This window comes from Nakamurella sp. GG22 (assembly GCF_052976845.2).
Map to the genome: position 1 here is coordinate 85,395 of NZ_JBRIIO020000004.1, position 18,331 is coordinate 103,725.

The 18,331-nt window shown below is 67.4% G+C and carries 14 protein-coding genes and 1 tRNA gene; 8 read left to right on the forward strand and 7 right to left on the reverse strand.

Going from position 1 to position 18,331, the window contains the following annotated elements; translation table 11 throughout:
• Positions 1-59 precede the first annotated feature (59 nt).
• The 6 genes from ACVBEQ_RS06310 (at position 60) to ACVBEQ_RS06335 (ending at position 5,671) form a co-directional block, all read left to right on the forward strand.
• On the forward strand, positions 60-1,058 hold the full coding sequence (locus ACVBEQ_RS06310) for a substrate-binding domain-containing protein (RefSeq protein ID WP_447155310.1): 999 nt from the start codon (positions 60-62) through the stop codon (positions 1,056-1,058).
• Between the two features lie 70 nt (positions 1,059-1,128).
• On the forward strand, positions 1,129-2,202 hold the full coding sequence (locus tag ACVBEQ_RS06315) for an ABC transporter permease (RefSeq protein ID WP_447155311.1): 1,074 nt from the start codon (positions 1,129-1,131) through the stop codon (positions 2,200-2,202).
• Between the two features lie 10 nt (positions 2,203-2,212).
• Positions 2,213-3,031, forward strand: a complete 819-nt coding sequence (locus ACVBEQ_RS06320; protein WP_447155312.1) for an ATP-binding cassette domain-containing protein — start codon at positions 2,213-2,215, stop codon at positions 3,029-3,031.
• Between the two features lie 54 nt (positions 3,032-3,085).
• Complete coding sequence (locus tag ACVBEQ_RS06325) at positions 3,086-4,105, forward strand: Gfo/Idh/MocA family oxidoreductase (RefSeq protein WP_447155313.1); 1,020 nt, start codon at positions 3,086-3,088, stop codon at positions 4,103-4,105.
• Positions 4,102-4,956, forward strand: coding sequence for a sugar phosphate isomerase/epimerase family protein (locus ACVBEQ_RS06330; protein WP_447155314.1), 855 nt, complete (start codon positions 4,102-4,104; stop codon positions 4,954-4,956). Before ACVBEQ_RS06325 ends, ACVBEQ_RS06330 begins: the two co-directional genes overlap by 4 nt.
• A gap of 19 nt (positions 4,957-4,975) precedes the next feature.
• The gene (locus ACVBEQ_RS06335; RefSeq protein WP_447155315.1) at positions 4,976-5,671 is read left to right on the forward strand and encodes a M23 family metallopeptidase; all 696 of its coding nucleotides are present in this window, start codon (positions 4,976-4,978) and stop codon (positions 5,669-5,671) included.
• Positions 5,672-6,187: 516 nt separating this feature from the next.
• Here ACVBEQ_RS06335 and ACVBEQ_RS06340 read toward each other — a convergent pair.
• From ACVBEQ_RS06340 to ACVBEQ_RS06365, 6 genes are all read right to left on the reverse strand, one after another.
• Positions 6,188-7,234, reverse strand: coding sequence for a threonine aldolase family protein (locus tag ACVBEQ_RS06340; protein WP_447155316.1), 1,047 nt, complete (start codon positions 7,232-7,234; stop codon positions 6,188-6,190).
• A gap of 31 nt (positions 7,235-7,265) precedes the next feature.
• Complete coding sequence (locus ACVBEQ_RS06345) at positions 7,266-7,991, reverse strand: SDR family NAD(P)-dependent oxidoreductase (RefSeq protein WP_447155317.1); 726 nt, start codon at positions 7,989-7,991, stop codon at positions 7,266-7,268.
• Complete coding sequence (locus tag ACVBEQ_RS06350) at positions 7,988-9,322, reverse strand: DUF6421 family protein (RefSeq protein WP_447155329.1); 1,335 nt, start codon at positions 9,320-9,322, stop codon at positions 7,988-7,990. Before ACVBEQ_RS06350 ends, ACVBEQ_RS06345 begins: the two co-directional genes overlap by 4 nt.
• Positions 9,323-10,093: 771 nt before the next feature.
• Positions 10,094-11,068 (reverse strand): ribose-phosphate diphosphokinase, encoded by a 975-nt coding sequence (locus ACVBEQ_RS06355; protein WP_447155318.1) that lies wholly within the window; start codon positions 11,066-11,068, stop codon positions 10,094-10,096.
• Entirely contained in the window at positions 11,065-12,603 is a 1,539-nt protein-coding gene (gene glmU / locus ACVBEQ_RS06360) for a bifunctional UDP-N-acetylglucosamine diphosphorylase/glucosamine-1-phosphate N-acetyltransferase GlmU (protein WP_447155319.1), read from the reverse strand. Before glmU ends, ACVBEQ_RS06355 begins: the two co-directional genes overlap by 4 nt.
• A gap of 162 nt (positions 12,604-12,765) precedes the next feature.
• Positions 12,766-12,836, reverse strand: a tRNA-Gln gene (locus ACVBEQ_RS06365).
• A gap of 169 nt (positions 12,837-13,005) precedes the next feature.
• Here ACVBEQ_RS06365 and mfd point away from each other — a divergent pair.
• Together mfd and ACVBEQ_RS06375 are read left to right on the forward strand one after the other, a co-directional pair.
• A complete protein-coding gene (mfd, locus tag ACVBEQ_RS06370) occupies positions 13,006-16,611 on the forward strand; it encodes a transcription-repair coupling factor (protein WP_447155320.1) in 3,606 nt (1,201 codons plus the stop codon).
• Between the two features lie 169 nt (positions 16,612-16,780).
• Entirely contained in the window at positions 16,781-16,969 is a 189-nt protein-coding gene (locus tag ACVBEQ_RS06375; RefSeq protein ID WP_447155321.1) for a TRCF domain-containing protein, read from the forward strand.
• A gap of 176 nt (positions 16,970-17,145) precedes the next feature.
• On the opposite strand, the gene galE is transcribed toward ACVBEQ_RS06375, so the two are convergent.
• On the reverse strand, positions 17,146-18,150 hold the full coding sequence (gene galE, locus ACVBEQ_RS06380) for a UDP-glucose 4-epimerase GalE (protein ID WP_447155322.1): 1,005 nt from the start codon (positions 18,148-18,150) through the stop codon (positions 17,146-17,148).
• Between the last annotated feature and the right edge of the window lie 181 nt (positions 18,151-18,331).

An 18,331-nucleotide genomic window follows, 5' to 3' on the forward strand; every position in this document is an offset into this window, starting at 1 on the left:
CCGTCCCCATCACCTCACCGCGGGACCTCCCCGTCCCTTTCACGAAAGGACCCGAATCGATGACGATTCGCAAGAAGGCTGTCGGCCTGACTGCTGTCGCCGTGGCCGCCGCACTTGCGCTGACCGCGTGCAGCGCCACCGGTGGCAAGCAGGCGGAGACCCAGGCCGCCGCCGCGGGCGGTGGGGCGGTTGCTGACACCCCGAGACTCACCATCGCGATGGTGACGCACGAGGCTCCCGGAGACTCCTTCTGGGACAAGGTCCGCGCCGGCGCGGAAGCCGCCGCCGCCAAGGACAACGTCGAGCTGAAGTACTCCAACGACCCGACGGCACCGGGCGAAGCGACGCTGATCCAGAACGCCGTGGACAGCAAGGTCGACGGCATCGCCGCGACGTTCCTGTCACCGGACGCGATGACGACTGCTGTGAAGGCAGCCGTGGACGCCGACATCCCCGTCGTCGGCTTCAACACGGGAATCGGCCAGTACAAGGAACTCGGCGCGCTGATGTACTTCGGCTCGGACGAGGACATCGCCGGCCGGGCTGTCGGCGAGCGGATCACCGCCGATGGTGCCAAGCACCCGCTGTGCGTCATCCAGGAGCAGGGTTCGGTGGCTCTGGAGGCCCGCTGCGCGGGTGTCAAGGCCAACGCTCCCGGGACCGAGAACATCCAGGTGACCGGCACCGACATTCCCTCGGTGACCTCGACCATCGGCGCCAAGCTGCAGCAGGATCCCTCCATCGACTACATCGTGACGCTCGGTGCACCCATCGCCCTGGCGGCACAGCAGTCGATCGAGCAGGCCGGGAGCGAGGCGAAGCTCGTGACCTTCGACCTGAACGCGGACGTGGCAACGCAGATCAAGGACGGCAAGATCCAGTTCAGTGTCGACCAGCAGCCGTACCTGCAGGGATACCTCGCGGTGGACTCGCTGTGGCTGTACCTCACCAACAAGAACGACATCGGCGGCGGACAGCCCGTTCTCACCGGGCCATCGTTCGTCGACAGCACCAACATCGATGCCATTGCCGAGTACGCGGCGAACAACACCCGTTGATGTCTTCGCCCCGGAGGCGGCCGTGGACCCGTTCCCGCCTCCGGGGTCCCCCAACTGTAGGGAGAACGTGATGAGTCAGTCTCTCAAGACGCCGCCACCGGCGTCATCCGGTGCGAGTGCCGCAACAGCTCCTGCGAAGGCGCCGGTGTCCGTGGTGACCCGGATGCTCGGTCGACCGGAGCTCGGCGCTTTCCTCGCCGCGGTCGTGATCTACATTTTCTTCTTCATCGTCGCGCCGGCATTCCGGTCGCCCGAAGCCTTCTCGACCATCCTGTACGCCAGTTCGCTGATCGGCATAGTCGCGGTCGGTGTCGGGTTGTTGATGATCGGCGGCGAGTTCGACCTGTCCGCTGGTGTTGCTGTGGTGACGGCGGCGTTGACAGCGGCGATGCTCAGTTATCAGTTCAACCTGAATGTGATCGTCGGTGCGGTGTCGGCGCTGATCCTGGCGTTGTTCATCGGGTTCATCAACGGTTATCTCGTCGTGAAGACGGGCATTCCGAGCTTCCTGATCACGTTGGGGACATTCTTCATCCTGCAGGGTGTGAACCTCGGCGTCACCAAGCTCGTCACCGGTGCGGTGTCCACCCAGAACATCTCGGACATGGAAGGTTTCAGCTTCCTCAACGCCATCTTCTCGTCCTCGTTCACCGTCTTCGGTGTCACGGTGCGGATCACGGTGGTCTGGTGGCTGCTGTTCGTCCTGCTGGCGACCTGGATCCTGAACCGGACCAGGACCGGTAACTGGATCTTCGCGGTCGGCGGGAACGCGGCCAGTGCCCGTGCCGTCGGTGTGCCGGTGAACAAGGTCAAGATCGCCCTGTTCATGGGTGTCGGGTTCCTCGCCTGGTTCTCCGGAATGCACCAGCTGTTCCAGTTCAACACCATCCAGGCCGGTGGCGGTGTCGGCCAGGAATTCCTGTTCATCATCGCGGCCGTGGTCGGCGGCACGCTGCTGACCGGCGGTTACGGCTCGGCCTTCGGTACCGCACTGGGCGCGTTCATCTTCGGAATGACGCAGCAGGGCATCGTCTACGCAGGGTGGGACCCGAACTGGTTCCGGGCCTTCCTCGGCGTCATGCTGCTGCTCGCCGTCGCGGTGAACCTGTCCGTCAAGAAGCTCGCCACCACCCGGAAGGCATGAGGGGAACGTCATGACAGACACACTGAGCTCACACGCCGACCCTTCGTTGCACAAGGGCGAGCCGCTGATCCAGATGGACGATGTCGGGAAGACCTACGGCGCGATCCGGGCCCTGAAGGGCATCAACCTGTCGGTCAGCGCCGGCGAGGTGACCTGCGTCCTGGGCGACAACGGCGCCGGGAAGTCAACCCTGATCAAGATCATGTCCGGTCTGCACGGGCACTCCGAGGGCTCGCTCAAGGTGGACGGCAAGGAGGTGAACTTCAGCTCTCCCAGGGAGGCGCTCGATCACGGGATCGCCACGGTGTACCAGGATCTCGCTGTCGTCTCGCTGATGGAGGTCTGGCGGAACTTCTTCCTCGGGTCGGAGCTGCGCGCGGGTAACTATCCGCTCGCCCCGCTCAAGATCAAGGAAATGCGGGAGATCGCCGACACCGAGCTCAAGAAGATGGGCATCACGGTCAAGGACATCAACCAGCCCATCGGCACGCTGTCCGGCGGGCAGCGGCAGTGCGTCGCGATCGCCAGGGCGGTGTACTTCGGCGCCCGGGTGCTGATCCTGGACGAGCCGACCGCCGCGCTCGGGGTCAAGCAGTCAGGTGTGGTGCTCAAATACACCGCGGCCGCCCGCGACGCGGGACTGGGCGTCGTGTTCATCACCCACAACCCGCACCACGCCTACCTTGTCGGGAACCACTTCATCATCCTCAAGCTCGGCCAGCGGGTGCTGGACAAGAAGCGGTCCGAGGTCACCCTCGAGGAGCTCACCGCCGAGATGGCCGGAGGCCGCGAGCTCGCCGAGCTGTCCCACGAACTCCAGGGCCGCTGACCCGCGGCACCACCGGCGACATCAGCTGCGACACCATCAGGAAAGGGAACACTCGTGACAGTCAGCGTCGGCGTCATCGGCGTGGGAATGATCGGTAAGGACCACATCCGGCGGCTCACCACCGTTCTCGCCGGGGCGGAGGTCACGGCGGTCACCGACGTGAACCTCGATGAGGCGAAGAAGGTTGCTCAGGCGATACCCGGGGCGAGGGTACATTCGACCGGTCAGGAACTGATCAGCGACGAGAACGTGGACGCCGTGCTGGTGTGCTCCTGGGGGCCGACCCACGAGGAGTACGTGCTGGCCGCGATCGCCGCCGGTAAACCGGTGTTCTGCGAGAAGCCCTTGGCCACAACGCAGGAGGCGTGCCGGCGGATCATCGACGCCGAGGTCGCCGCCGGGAAACGGCTGGTCCAGGTCGGGTACATGCGCCGCTACGACCGGGCGTACCGGGCGCTGAAGGCAGTGGTCGACAGCGGGGAGATCGGTGCCCCGCTGATCATGCACTGCACGCATCGCAACCCCAGCGTCCCCGGGCACTACACCAAGGACATGGCCATCACCGACACCGCTGTGCACGAGATCGACATGGTGCGCTGGATGTTCGGCGAGGAGATCGTCGGCACCACGGTGCTGACACCGCGCAAGAGCCGGCTCGGCGGCGACCTGCAGGACCCACTGGTGCTGCTGCTCGAGATGGAGAGCGGCGCATTGATCGACGTCGAGATCTCCGTCAACATCCGGTACGGGTACGACATCCGCGGCGAGGTCGTCGGCGAGGAGGGCACCGCTGCGCTGGGCGAGTCCAATCCGATCACCGTGCGGAAGAACGGTGTCTACTACGGCCGGGTCCCCGAGGACTGGCGGGAGCGCTTCATCTCCGCCTACGACGTCGAATTCCAGGAATGGATCGACGGCGTCCGGGACGGGTCCACGCTCGGCCCGAGCTCCTGGGACGGCTACGCCGCCGCGGTCGTCTCCGACGCCGCCGTCGAATCCATCAAGACCGGCGCGCGGACGACTGTCCAGCTGGCGGAGAAGCCGGCGCTGTACCGACAGGGATCGACGGCGTGAGAATCGCCCTGGATCCGCACATGATCCGCCATGTCCCACTGCTCGACCTGCCGGGTGTGGTCGCCGACCACGGTTACGAGTGGATCGAACTGTCCCCGCGCGAGGATTTCCTGCCGTTCTTCCGGCATCCCCGGGTCGACCTGGCGACGGTTCGCCGGTTCCGCAAGGAACTCGACGCCGCCGGTGTCGGTGTCTCCACCGTGCTGCCGCTGTACCGCTGGGCAGGGCCGGATGAGGACGAACGGCAGGCCGCGGTCCGCAACTGGAAGCGCGCCATCCAGATCACCGCGGAATTGGGCACCACCCGGATGGTGTCGGAGTTCAACGGCCGCCCGGAGGCAGTGTCGGCCAGCGAGAACAAGTTCTTCGCCTCGCTCGAGGATCTGCTGCCGGTCTTCGAACGGGAGGGCATCGACCTGGCCCTCGAGCCCCATCCCGATGACTTCATCGAGGACGGCATCGAGGCCATCAACGTGATCCGCGGCCTCGACCACCCCCGTTTGTCGTACCTCTACTGCGCGCCGCACACGTATCACATCGGCAACGACCCGGCGGGCATCATCGCGCACGCCGGCGACCTGCTGACCGACGTCCACCTGGCCGACTCGCTGAACTTCCGGGCGTCCTCGGGTTTGCGGTACATCGTCAATCCCCCCGGGTCGGCCGCCCGGATCCATCAGCACCTCGACATCGGCCAGGGCGAAGTCGATTTCCCGCAGCTGTTCTCGTTGCTCAAACAGCACAACTTCGACGGCCAACTGACCGTTTGCGTGTTTGCCTGGGAGGACCGGGCCGAGGAATCCAACCGGATCAACCTGGCTCGCACCACCGAATTGTGGGCTGGGGCCTAGGATTCGTCGCCGTTGCAGGGTGCGGGCCGTCGTGGCCGCGGCGGTGCTCGCCGCGGCCGGCGGCTGTGCGCCCGGTGCGGCGTCGCAGGCACCCGAGTACCTCTTGCCCTGGGCGGCGGCTGACGGCAAACTGGTTGTCCTGCAAGGCGTCCACGTCGCCGACCCCGTCTCCGGGAACTGCCTCAGTGGCTGCCTGACGCACAGCGGCGACGGCCAGCAGTACGGCTGGGACTTCGACCTCCCGGAAGGCATACCCGTGCTGGCCGCCAGGGCCGGCACCGTCGGGCTCGCGGCCGGGAGTTGGGCGCCCGACCACTGCGGTGGCCTCGTCCCCGTGGCCGATCCGCCGCCGGGGTACCTCGTCAACGCCACCATGGGGGATCAGGCGAACCTCGTCCGCATCGACCACGGCGACGGCACTTCGGCGCTGTACCTGCACCTGCAGGAGGTGTCGCCGGGGATCCTGGCGAAGGCCCGCGACCATGGGCCGGTCGCGCAGGGTGAGGTGCTGGGCCTCAGCGGCAGGACCGGGCTGACCGGTTGCGTGCCGCACCTGCACTTCCAGGTGGAGAGCACCGTCCCCGCGGACTGGTTCACCGATTCGCTGCCCGTGCGGTTCGCCGATGACGATGTCGTCCAGCAGAACCCGGACGGTATCCCGGCCGAGGGCGGCTCCTATGTCTCGGACAACGTCCCGGTCGCGGACAATCCGTGACTGATCTGACCCATCGACCAATAGGTCGAATGCATCACCGTCCCGTGCGTACAACAAGTGCGCTTTGATCGACCTGGTTCATGCGAAAACGGCGCAGGGCGGCCATGTGTCGCAGCCGGTCCCGGGGTACGTTCAATGGGCCGGCAATGGTCGACGGCGCGTTTCAACAACACAGCGGAGGGCATTCATGCCTGCACCTTGTCGATATCCGCAGGAGTTGCGTGAGCGATCCGTTCGTCTTGTCGGACAGGCATTGAGTTGTGACGCAACGCTATCGCTCGCGGCCGCCGCGGAGCGGGTCGGCGGCACGCTCGGGGTGCTGCCCGCCTTCGTCAGGGGCTGGCTGCGTGAGGCAGGCGTCGATGCCGGCCAGCCACAGTCCGCCGACTCCGGCGATTGCCCCGTGGTCGAGGAACTCGAGGCCGAGCTCCGGATGCTGCAGTCGGTCAACGACGTTCTGCGCGCGGCCGTCATGGATCTCGCCGGCTCACCCGACTCTCCGTCTAGAGCCGGAGCTCAGCCCAGTTCCTCCGCCAGGGCAGCCGCGAACGCATCGATGTCGGCCTCCGTGGTGTCGAACGCGCACATCCACCGGACCTCGCCGGTCGACGGGTTCCAGTCGTAGAACCGGAACTTCCGGCGCAGCCGGTCGGCCACCGCCGGATCGATGATGGCGAACACCGCGTTGGCTTGCACGGCCTGGGTGATCTGGACGCCGGGCAGGTCACGGACGGCGGCGGCCAGGCGCTGGGCCATGGCGTTGGAGTGGCGCGCGGATCGGAGCCACAGGTCACCCTCGAGCAGCGCGATCAGCTGAGCGGAGACGAACCGCATCTTGGATGCCAACTGCATGTTCATCTTGCGCAGGAACAGCAATCCCGAGGACACCTCGGGCCGCAGCACCACGACCGCCTCGCCGAACAGCAGGCCGTTCTTGGTTCCGCCGAAGGACACGATGTCCACGCCGGCGTCGGTGGTGAACTCCCGCAGCGGCACGTCGAGGCTTGCCGCCGCGTTCGCGATCCGGGCGCCGTCAAGGTGCAGCCGCATCCCGAGCGGGTGGATGTGGTCGGCGATCGCCCGGATCTCGTCCGGGGTGTACGCGGTGCCCAGCTCGGTGGTCTGGGTGATGGAGACGGCCAGCGGTTGCGCCCGGTGCTCGTCACCCCAGCCGTAGGCCTGCCGGTCGATCAACTCGGGGGTCAGCTTGCCGTCCGGGGTCGGCACGGTCAGCAACTTCAGCGCCCCGACGCGTTCCGGGGCGCCGTTCTCGTCGGTGTTGATGTGGGCGGTCTCGGTGCAGATCACCGCGCCCCAGCGGGGCAGCATCGACTGCAGCGACAACACGTTCGCGCCGGTCCCGTTGAAGACCGGGAAGACCTCGATGTCCGATCCGAGGTGGCCGGCCAGAACCTCGTGCAGCCGTTCGGTGTAGACGTCCTCGCCGTAGGAGATCTGGTGTCCGCCATTGGCATCCGCGAGCGCCTGCAGGATCTCGGGATGGGCGCCGGCGTAGTTGTCGGAGGCGAAGCCCCGACTGGCCGTGTCGTGCAGAGTGCTCACGTCGTGTGGTCTTTCGGGTCAGGTGGGCGGGTCAGAGTGGTAGCCGGACGCCGTTGAGTGCTGCGGCGTCCTCCGACCATAGCCCGACGATGCGGGCTGCCAGATCCGCGACGTCGGTGAAGCCCGGGAACTTCCGCTCCGGTGCCTCCGCCCGCATCCGGTCGGTCACCAACGCCTTGATCACCAGGATGGTGGCCGCGGACGTCTGCGGGACCGGTTGCTCCTTGTTGCCCGATTGCGCCCGGCGGAAGGAATCGGCGAGCGCCAGCATCCACGCCTCGGCGGCTGCTTTGGCGGCCGCGTAGCTCGCGGCCCCGGCGGCCGGCTTCTGAGCGGCCAGGGCAGACACGATGACGGCCCGTCCGGCGGAGGAGCGTTCGAGGTCGTCGTGGAAAGCGATCGTGACGTGACGGAGGGTGTCGATCAGGCCCGCGGACAGGAAACGCCAGTCATCGTCGGTGTTGTCGACGAACGACCCGCCGCCGCGGAAACCACCCACGAGGTGCACCAGCCCGTCCACGGCGCCGAACCGGGCGCGGACCCGGGCGGCAAGGGCGGACACGGCGGCCACGTCGGTCAGGTCAACGACCTCTCCGACCAGTCCGGGAACCTGCTCCTGCAGTGCGGCCAGCGGCTCCGGCGCGTACTCGACAGCGACGACGGTGGCACCGTCCGCGGCCAGCGCCGAACACGTCGGCGGCCCGAGGGCACCGGCAGCTCCGGTGACGACCACCACCCGGCCCGATGGTCCGGTCATCCGGTGATGCCGGCAGTCGAGGTGATCACCGGCGCCAGCTTGCGGCTGAGCGCCTCGTAGAACATCGACAGCGGGAACTCGTCGGGCAGGACGGCGTCGGTCATCTCCTTCGGAGGACCGGAGACCGGGAGCACCGCAGCGCCTTTCGCCCAGGTGGACGCGGGATGCGGCTCGACGGTGCCCGACACCAGCTGGTAGGCGGCCAGCCAATGGCTCACCTTCGGGCGGTCGATGGAGCGCCAGTACAGGGTTTCGATCTGCTCACCCAGCTCGAGCACGGCGTCGGCCACCCGGTCCCAGTCGATGGACAGCCGGTTGTCCGTCCAGTGCAGGACGTGGTGCTGGTGCAGCCAGGCGAAGAGCAGTTGGCCACCGAGGCCGTCGTAGTTCCGTACCCGGTTGCCGGTGATCGCGAAGCGGAAGATCCGGTCGAAGATGACGGCGTACTGGACGAGGCGGGCGTGCGGCACGCCCTGCCGCTCCAGGTCGACCGACTCGCGGAACGCCGTCAGGTCGCAGCGCAGCTCCTCGAGCGAGTAGAGGAAGTACGGCATCCGCTGCTTGATCATGAAGGGGTCGAACGGGAGGTCGCCGTGCATGTGGGTGCGATCGTGGATGAGATCCCACATGACGAACGTTTCCTCGGTCAGCTTCTGGTCCTCGAGCAGCCGCGCGGCGTCCGGTGGCAGTGCCAACTTGGTGGTCGCGGCGGCGGCCTCCACCACGGTGCGGAACCGGGCGGCTTCCCGGTCGGCGAAGATGGCACCCCAGGTGAACTTCGGGACCTCGCGCATCGCAATGGTTTCCGGGAAGAGAACCGCGGAATTGGTGTCGTACCCGGCGGTGAAATCCAGGAACCGGATGGGCACGAACAGTTTGTTCGAGTACGCGCCGGCTTCCAGTTCGCCGACGAATTCGGGCCAGATCACCTGGACGAGAACGGCCTCGACATGCCTGTACGGGCTGCCGTTCTGGGTGTACATCGGGAAGACCACCAGATGCTCGCGGCCGTCCACCCGCTGCAATTCGGGATGGAATTCCATCAGCGAGTCCAGGAAATCCGGAACCCCAAAGCCGCCGTCGGCCCATCGGGTGAAGTCCTTGACCAGTGCCGCGAGGTAATCCCGGTCGTGCGGGAAATGCGGCGCGAGATCGGTGACGGCACTGCTGATCGCGCCGATCAGCTCGGTGGCCCGCGGATGATCGGCCGCGTCCGCGACGGAACCGTCCTTCGCCTGGACAGCCTGCAGATCGGTGACGGCCGCCTTCAGCGACAGCCAGGCCGGCTCGGAGGTGAGGCCGGATCGGACCGGCTCGCGACGGTGACGCAGATGACTCGCCGCGTAGGTGATGACGTTGAAGAGCAGTTCGTCGGTGGCGTGCCCGGCCGCGGGGGAGACCGCGAGCGCGACGACGCGGCCGGTGCCCAGATGGGACACGGCGGCCACCGGGGCGCCCAGGGCGCGGCCCGCGGCGCGCAGCCGGAGCAGTGGTGCGGCGGGCGAGCGGACCGCCATGGAGCCCAGCACGGTCAGCTCGGCGGGGTCGACGCGGGCGAGAAGGTCGAGGTCGGTGACGTCCGCGGTCTCCTCACGGGTGGCGGCGGCGTTGCCGACTCCGGGCTCCGTGGTCAGTTCGATACCGGCCTCGGTGAGCAGCGCGTGGAGCTGCTCGTTCTGTCCGGCTCCGGCCGGCCCATCGAGGACCACAAGGCCGATGCCCCCGCGGACCCGCTCGGCGGCAGCGTCGTCCAGCACGCTGCTGGTGCCGGCGACGAGGACGTCGGCGCCCGCAGGATCGGAAACGGCGTAGCCGCGGGAAACGACGAGGTCGAGCAGGCGGCCGCCCTCTGTTGCGCCGTCCAAGACGGCTACCCGTGGAAACACTGTCATGATCAACCCCTATGCCTTGAGAATCTCCTGTACATAAGGGTATCGGCCGAAAGTTCTTCGGTCAATCGAGATGGGCGCCATCTTTATTAGTGGTACCCGGTCGCCGACGGAGATTCTTCTGGGCCTGGAGTCATCGACGGGAGTATTCACGGTCGACGCACCTCTAAGCCGAACGGCGGTTTCCGCCGTCGAGGAGCGTGGTTCGAGGGTTTAGTTGTCGAACAGGGAGGTGACGGAGCCGTCCTCGAAGACCTCGTGGATCGCCTTCGCGATGAGCGGGGCGATCGACAGTGTGGTCAGTTGCTCGAACTGATGGGCCGGCGGGATGGCCAGCGTGTTGGTGAGCACGACCTCGCAGGCGCCGCTGTTGGCCAGTCGCTCGGCGGCCGGGTCGGACAGCACGCCGTGCGTGGCGGCGACCACGACCTTGGTGGCGCCGGCCTCGAGGACCTGCTTGACGGCCTTGGCGATGGTCCCGCCGGTGTCGATCATGTCGTCGACGATGATGCAGGTTCGGCCGCGGACCTCACCGACCACCCGGTTGGCCACCACCTGGTTGGGTCGGGTGGGGTCGCGGGTTTTGTGGATGAACGCGATCGGTGCGCCGCCGAGCCGGTCCGCCCACCGTTCCGCAGTCCGGACGCGGCCGGAGTCGGGGGAGACAACGGCGAGATCGTCGCCGCTGTACTTCTCTCCGATGTACCCGCCGAGCAGCGGCTGCGCGAAGAGGTGGTCGACCGGTCCGTCGAAGAATCCCTGGATCTGGTCGGTGTGCAGATCGACCGTCATCAGCCGCTGTGCTCCTGCCGTCTTCAGCAGATCGGCGATCAGCCGGGCGGAGATGGGTTCGCGGCCGCGGTGCTTCTTGTCCTGGCGCGCGTACGGGTAGAACGGCAGCACAACAGTGATCCGCTTGGCCGACGCCCGCTTGAGCGCGTCGATCATGATCAACGTCTCCATGACCCAGGTGTTGATCGGCACACCGCAGGACTGGATCAGGAACGCATCGGAGCCGCGGACCGACTCCTCGAACCGCACGAAGATCTCACCGTTGGCGAAGTCGTAGGCCGACTGCGGGGTGACGGTTACATCCAGGTACTTGCCCACCTCTTCGGCCAGTTCGGGATAGGCGCGCCCGGAGAAGAGCATCAGGCTCTTGCGGGTCGTGATCGAGAGGGAGCTCACGCCGGACGATCTCCTTGAGAAGTGGTGGTGCTGTCCGGCGAACCGCCGGCTGGAAGCTGGACGGGCTCTTCGGCGATGGCTGCCTCGGCCGCGATCGCGGACTTGCTGCCGAGGCGTTTGCGCAGAACCCATCCCGACACCGAATGCTGGCGGCCGCGGGCGATGCCGAGATCGCCTGGCCCGAGGTCGGCGGTGATGGTGGACCCGGCCGCGACGTAGGCACCGGTCTCCAGCGTCACGGGGGCGACCAGCGTCGAATCGCTGCCGACGAAGACGTGGTCGCCGATGGTGGTGGGGTACTTGTGGTCGCCGTCGTAATTGGCCGTGATGGTCCCGGCGCCGATGTTGACGCCGGTCCCGATCGTGGTGTCGCCGATATAGGAGAGGTGCGGCACCTTCGATCCGGCACCGACGGTCGACTTCTTGATCTCGACGAAGGCGCCGACCTTGCTCTTCGGGCCCAGCACGTTCTCGGGTCGCAGGTAGCTGAACGGCCCGATGTTCGCGCCCGGCCCGATGCTCGAGCCGATGCAGTGCGACCGCACGACGCTGGCCCCGTCCTCGACGGTGCACGCGATGAGCGTGGTGTCCGGCCCGATCGAACAGCCGCGCCCAATGGTGGTGCCGGCCTGGAGTTGGCTGCCCGGCAGGATCTCGGTGTCCGGTCCGATGGTGACGTCCGCATGGATCCAGGTGGTGGCCGGATCGTGCACGGTCACGCCCGCTAGCTGTGCCTTGCGCACCAACCGCGCGTTGAGCACCCGGGCGAGCTCGGCCAGCTGGACGCGGTCGTTGATGCCTTCCGTCTCGACGGCATCGGCCGCTGTGACGGAACCGACGCGGCGGCCGTCGGAACGGGCGATCCCGACGACGTCTGTGAGGTATCGCTCGCCGGCCGCGTTGGCGTCGGACAACCGGCCGAGCGCGTCACCGAGCACGGCGCCGTCAAAGGCGTACACACCGGAATTGACCTCGCGGATGGCGCGCTGGGCCTCGTCGGCATCCTTCTGCTCGACGATGCCCACCAGCTCACCGGAGTCGCCGCGCAGGATGCGTCCGTAGCCGGTGGGGTCGGACACCTCCGCCGTCAGCACGGTGACGGCATTGCCACTGCCCGAGTGTTCGGCCGCGAGGGCGAACAGCGTCTCGGTTCGCAGCAGGGGCACGTCGCCGTAGGTCACCAGGACTGTCCCGGTCAGGTCGCCGGTCACCTCGATCGCGCAGGCGCAGGCGTGGCCGGTGCCTTTCTGCTCGTCCTGGACGGCGGTGATGACGGGCGGGAGGTCCGCGGAATCGTCCAGGAACTGACCGACCCGCTCCCGGCCGTGGCCCAGCACCGCCACCAGCCGCTCCGGCCCGAGCCCAGCGGCCGACCGCAATGCATGCCACAGCATCGGCTTGCCGGCCAGTTCGTGGAGCACCTTGGGCCGGTCGGACTTCATTCGCGTCCCCGCGCCGGCCGCCAGCACGATCACTGCAGAGATCGGGGTCGTCGGCGATCCGCCGGTTTCCGGGTCGAAGGACTCGGGTGGCACGGCTCATCCCTCCTGCGAACGTATTCGCGGGGTTATGGCGGCTCGTCGGGTGCTGTCAGGCGCAGGTCACGCGGTGCCGACACTCGTGCGAAGGCCCCGCGGCTGATCGTAGACCGGGCATGCTCGGGCTCAAGCCGCAGGAACCGCTGGTGTCGAGAACCGCTCCGCCGCCAGGATTCGAACCTGAACCATTGGAACCAAAATCCAAGGTGCTGCCGTTACACCACGGCGGATAGCGGTGAAATTGTCTCACGCCGCGCAGGACCGGGAGGTCTTCCCGGCCGCGTAGGCTTGGCACCAACAACCCCTCGTCGCGTCGGCGGGGGGTTTCTGGCGTGAGCCGGTGTCGCCCACGCGCTATCGCGGGGGCGAGCGAGTCGAAGGATAGGGAGTGCTGTCACAGTGAATTCCGGTGCGCTGCGCGGGCTGCTGACTGCGGCGTTGGACGATCCGTTCTTCGGGTCGATGCGCGCCGCGTCGGGCGCGATCACCCACAGCGTGACGGGACCGCCATCAATCCGGCCGTTCGTCGCCGGTGCGCTCGCGGCCGATCTCGATGCTCCGGCCGGTGTCCCGGTCCTGCTGGTGACGGCGACCGGGCGGGAGGCCGAAGCCGCTGTCGCGGCGATCGGCGACCTGATCGGCGACGACCGGGTGTCACTGTTCCCTTCGTGGGAGACGTTGCCGCACGAGCGATTGTCGCCACGGGCCGACACGGTGGGCCGCCGGTTGGCCACGCTGCGACGGATCGCGCATCCGGAAACCGACCCGGCCGGCTATCCCGCCGTGGTGGTCGCGACCATCCGGTCGATGATCCAGCCGATGGCGCCGCATCTGGGCGAGATGGCACCGGTGCTGTTGACGGTCGGCGAGGAGGTCGACCTGTCCCACGTCGTCGACCAGTTGGTGTCACTGGCTTACACCCGCGTCGACATGGTCGAGAAACGCGGGGAGATCGCTGTTCGCGGCGGGTTGCTCGACGTCTTCCCACCGACGGCGGACCACCCGGTGCGGGTCGAGTTCTTCGGTGACGAGATCACCGACATCCGCACCTTCGGCGTCATCGACCAGCGCTCACTGGAGGCCGTCGAATCCGTGACGGCGCCGCCCTGCCGGGAGATCCTGCTCACGCCGGAGGTGCGCGCAAGAGCGGCAGCGTTGTCCGCGCAGAACACCGGCGACCCGACGCTGGCCCAGATGCTCGACAACCTGTCCAACGGAATAAGCGTCGAGGGTATGGAGTCGTTGATTCCGGTGTTGGTCGGCGAGAAGCTCGAGCTGCTGCCGAACCTCGTCCGTCCTGGGACGCATGTGCTGCTTGCCGACCCGGAACGGATTCGCACCCGCGCGGCCGACCTGGTCAGGACCGGCAACGAATTCCTCGCGGCGTCCTGGATGGCGGCCGCCACCGGCGGCCGGGCACCGATCGACCTCGGCTCGTCCGCGTACCGGAGCCTCGAGGAGACGCTGGACGTCGTCCGGGACGCCGAACTGCCGATCTGGCGCATCGCACCGTTCGACACCGGTGACGCGGTCCCCGACGGTGAGGCGGCGTCTGCTGCCACGACGCCCGCCGTTATCGCGGCCCCCGCCTACCGGGGGGAGCTGGCGGTCGCGCTGGACGACGCACGGGAACGGCAGACCGCGGGTGGGTCGACGGTCCTGGTGGTCGCCGGCGCCGGCACCGCGGCGCGAGCAGGGGAGCGGCTCGCCGAGGCCGACATGGGCGTCATCGTCGCGGGAGACGGCTTGACGGAGGCACCGCGCAAGGATGTCGTCACGGTCGCCTGCGGACGGCTCGAGAACGGCTTCGTGCTGCGGGACTCCGGTCTCGCGATTCTCACCGAGGCGGACCTGACGGGGACCCGCGGAGTCAATCCGGAGGCTGCGGGCACCCGGCTGCCGACCCGCCGCCGAAATGCCGTCGACCCGGTGTCGCTCAAACCGGGCGATTACGTGGTGCACGCGCAGCACGGCATCGGCAAGTACATCGACATGGTGCAGCGCACCTCGGGCGGCGCGACCCGTGAATACCTGGTGGTGGAGTACGCCCCCAGCAAGCGCGGCCACCCCGGGGACCGGCTGTTCGTGCCGACCGACGCGCTGGACCTGCTGTCCCGTTACGTGGGCGGCGAGGTGCCGTCGCTCAACAAGCTGGGCGGGTCGGACTGGGCGAAGACCAAGGGTCGTGCCCGGAAGGCGGTCCGGCAGATCGCGGCGAAACTCGTACAGCTGTATGCAGCGCGGGCGTCCGCTCCCGGGCATGCGTTCAGCGCCGACACCCCGTGGCAGCGCGAGCTCGAGGACGCGTTCCCGTACACCGAGACCCGCGACCAGATGGCGGCGATCGACGAGGTCAAGGCCGACATGGAGAAGGCGGTCCCGATGGACCGGGTGATCTCCGGTGACGTCGGCTACGGCAAGACCGAGATCGCTGTGCGCGCCGCGTTCAAGGCGGTGCAGGACGGCAAGCAGGTCGTCATCCTGGTGCCGACGACCCTGCTGGCGCAGCAGCACCTGTCGACGTTCTCGGACCGAATGGAGCAGTTCCCGATCACCATCCGTGGGCTCTCCCGGTTCACCTCGAACACCGAGGCCGCTCAGACGATCAAGGGCCTGGCCGACGGCAGCGTCGACATCGTCATCGGCACGCACCGTTTGTTGCAGCCCAACATCCGCTGGAAGGACCTCGGGCTGGTCGTCGTCGACGAGGAGCAGCGCTTCGGGGTCGAGCACAAGGAGCACATCACCGCGCTGCGGGCGCACGTCGACATGCTCACCATGAGCGCGACGCCGATCCCGCGGACCCTTGAGATGAGCCTCGCCGGGATCCGCGAGATGTCGACCATCACCACGCCGCCGGAGGAACGGCACCCGATCCTCACCTACGTCGGCGCGTACGACGACAAGCTGGTCTCTGCTGCGATCCGGCGGGAGCTGCTCCGGGAGGGCCAGGTCTTCTACGTGCACAACCGGGTCGCCGACATCGAGTCAGTGGCCCGGCGCATTCGTGAGGCGGTGCCGGAGGCGCGGATCGCCGTGGCCCACGGTCAGATGGCCGAGGACCGGCTGGAGAAGATCATCGACGGCTTCTGGGCGCGTGAGTGGGACGTGCTGCTCTGCACGACCATCGTCGAGACCGGCCTGGACATCTCCAACGCGAACACGCTGATCGTCGACCACGCCGAGGTGCTGGGGCTGTCCCAGATGCACCAGCTCCGCGGCCGGGTCGGCCGCGGCCGGGAACGTGGATACGCCTACTTCCTGTACCCGGGGGAGAAGCCGCTGACCGAGACCGCGCACGACCGGCTCGCGACCATCGCGCAGAACTCCGACCTCGGCGCCGGCATGGCCGTCGCGATGAAGGACCTGGAGATCCGCGGCGCTGGATCCATCCTCGGCGCCGAGCAGAGCGGCCACATCGCCGGGGTTGGTTTCGACCTCTACATCAGGCTGGTCGGTGAAGCGGTGAACGCCTTCAAGAAGGCGGCATCGTCGGCCGACGGCGCTAACGCGGTCGAGGACGAACCCGCCGAGGTCCGCGTGGAGCTGCCGATCGACGCCAACATTCCGCATGAGTACATCCCCGTCGAGCGGCTGCGGCTGGATGCCTACCGCCGGATCGCCGGCGCAACCTCACCGGCCGACGTCGATGCGGTGCGCGACGAGCTCGTCGACCGGTACGGGCCGCTGGGGGAGCAGGTAGAAAACCTGCTGGCCGTCGCGGCCTTCCGCCAGCTGTGCCGCTCGCTCGGGGTGACGGAGGTGGCGATGGGACCGCAGGGTCTGCGGATGTCGCCCATCCACCTGCCCGAGTCCGGGCAGATGCGGCTGGCCCGGCTGTACCCAGGATCGAAGTACCGGGAGCTGACCTCCACGCTGACGCTCCGGCCGCCGACCGAGGGGGGCCGGATGGGCGGTACTGCGCTGCGGGATCGGGAGTTGCTGGGTTACTGCAGCAGGGTGCTGGAGGATCTGGTCCCTGCGTCGGCGCTGGTGGGCAGCTAGCGGCGACGAAAAACCGTCGCTTCGCTCGACCAACGCATGAAGGCCATCCGGAATCGCTCCCGCCTGGCCATAAAGCAAAGGTGGATCATGTGCTGGGCTTCCGAACGCGGTCGCCCACGATGGACGGGACGCTCTGACAAGGAGCACTGCGAGTCCAATCGCGACGGCGGTGCCGACGCCGAATTCGTGGGTCAGTGCCGGCCGGCTGATGGTCAAAGCCTTACCTCGGCGTCCGGCCGACGTCGATGCCGGGCGCGATGAGCTCGTGGACCGGTACGGGCCGCTGGAGGAGCAGTTGAAGAACCTGCTGGCCGTGGCCCCATTCCGCCAGCTCTGCCGCTCGCTCCGGGTGACCTGAGGTGGCGATGGGACCGCAAGGCCTTGAATGTCGCCCAACCACCTCCCCGAGTCTGGACAGCTGCGGCTGTCTCGGCTGTACCCGGGGTCGAAGTCCCAGGAACTGACCTCCGCGCTGACGCACCGGCCGCCGACCGAGGCGGTCGCGTTGGACCGGTGCGCACCATGATCAGCGAGCTATTCGTATCCCAGAACCTTGCGGCGCTTGGCCGACCATGCCAGGGCGGAGGCGATCGCCTCATCGACGGTCAGAGTGGCCGACCATCCGAGCAGGGTTTTGATCTTGTCCACGTTGGCGTAGGCGCCCACGGCGTCGCCAAGACGTGCCGGAGCTTCGCGCACCGGGACCTCCGCACCAAGGACCCGCTCGAAGGCGGCCACGAGTTCACGTACCGTGACCCCGTTTCCTGTACCGACATTCAGTACGACGCTGGGCCTCCGCACTTGATCGAGGACCGCGTCGAACTGCTCGATCGCTGCCACATGGGCCAACGCAAGGTCCCACACGTGAATGTAGTCTCTCAGCCCCGTGCCGTCCCTGGTCGGGTGATGGACTCCAGTGATTACGAAGGCATCCTTGACCCCATTCGCCACCATCACGAGCTGGCCGAGCACGTGCGACGGCTCGCGCACGTGAACACCGGACTGCAGGGCAGGGTCCGAACCGAGGGGATTGAAATAGCGCAAAATAATGGACCGGAGGTCATAGGCCTGCGACATGTCTTGTAGCGCCATCTCCATCACCAGCTTAGTTCGCGCGTACGGCGAGCCCGGCGCCAGCGCTGACTCCTCGGTCACCTCGAACGAGTCGGTGAATGCATATAACGAAGCCGAGGATGAGAACAACACGCGCGGCTTACCCAGCCGAGCTAGCTCATCGAAGAGCTCTAAGGACTTTGTGATGTTGTCGCGGTAGTAGTTATACGGCTGCGCCACGGAGTCCGGCACAACGATTCGTGCCGCTAGATGGATCGTGGCGTCCAAGTCTGGGTGCTCCCGAACGATTCGACGCAGCAGCACTCTGTCGGCGACGTCGCCTTCGTAAAACAGCCGGTCCCGCACGAACGCCCGCGGGCCTGACACCAGCGAATCGAGGACCACGGGCACATGACCGGCTCGCTCCAACGCGAGCGCCGTCGTGGACCCGATGTAGCCCGCGCCCCCGGTTAACAGCACCTTCATGTCGACGAACCTAGCGGGAACGCGGACGGATGGCCGGACGTGGGCTGCCTTGGATCAGGAGATGGTTAACGGTTCTGTGCCAGGTGATCCTTTACACCGGGCCTAGACAACTTCGGGTGCGACCGTTCGTGGTCGGTCGGCCTTGATGTTACGGACGGGCAGTGTCGTAGTCCGGCGGATC